Source organism: Robertmurraya beringensis, assembly GCF_042433785.1.
Taxonomy (GTDB): domain Bacteria; phylum Bacillota; class Bacilli; order Bacillales; family Cytobacillaceae; genus Robertmurraya_A; species Robertmurraya_A beringensis.
The window spans coordinates 1-723 of sequence record NZ_JBHLUU010000008.1; the positions used below are offsets into that span (position 1 = coordinate 1).

A 723-nucleotide genomic window follows, 5' to 3' on the forward strand; every position below is an offset into this window, starting at 1 on the left:
GTCGGTGGGGTAACCGTAAGGAGCCAGCCGCCTAAGGTGGGACAGATGATTGGGGTGAAGTCGTAACAAGGTAGCCGTATCGGAAGGTGCGGCTGGATCACCTCCTTTCTAAGGAAAATTGAGGCTTTTGACCTTCGGTCAAAGCTAACAACCGTTGATGATATGATTTGTTTAGTTTTGAGAGAGCAAACTCTCATATATAAAATAGCAAGTTCTTTTTTTCTGTTGTATGGGCCTATAGCTCAGCTGGTTAGAGCGCACGCCTGATAAGCGTGAGGTCGATGGTTCGAGTCCATTTAGGCCCACCATACANCGATGGTTCGAGTCCATTTAGGCCCACCATACAAATTCAACGGGGCCTTAGCTCAGCTGGGAGAGCGCCTGCCTTGCACGCAGGAGGTCAGCGGTTCGATCCCGCTAGGCTCCACCAAAAATTGTTCTTTGAAAACTAGATAATGATATATGAAGAAAACCAAGGAAAGTGGAGGCGACTGTTCAACTTCGACAGACGTTGGAGAGCCGGCTTGACAAATCCTGCTTTTTGATTTGACTAGACGGATCGAAACGGCCGAGAAGTTAGGAGCCGAAACTGGACAAAGAAATACCGAGTAATCGCCATTTTAGTTTTCTCTCTAATTTATTAGAGAAATTCTTTTTAACCGTAGGTTAAGTTAGAAAGGGCGCACGGTGGATGCCTTGGCACTAGGAGCCGATGAAGGACGG

The 723-nt window shown here is 47.2% G+C and carries 2 tRNA genes and 1 rRNA gene; all 3 read left to right on the forward strand.

Going from position 1 to position 723, the window contains the following annotated elements:
* A 16S ribosomal RNA gene (locus ACFFHF_RS01130) occupies positions 1–108 on the forward strand; the annotation flags it as partial.
* A 123-nt stretch (positions 109–231) separates the two neighbouring features.
* Positions 232–308 (forward strand) — tRNA-Ile (locus tag ACFFHF_RS01135).
* 46 nt (positions 309–354) lie between these two features.
* Positions 355–430: transfer RNA gene (locus ACFFHF_RS01140), tRNA-Ala, on the forward strand.
* Positions 431–723 lie beyond the last annotated feature (293 nt).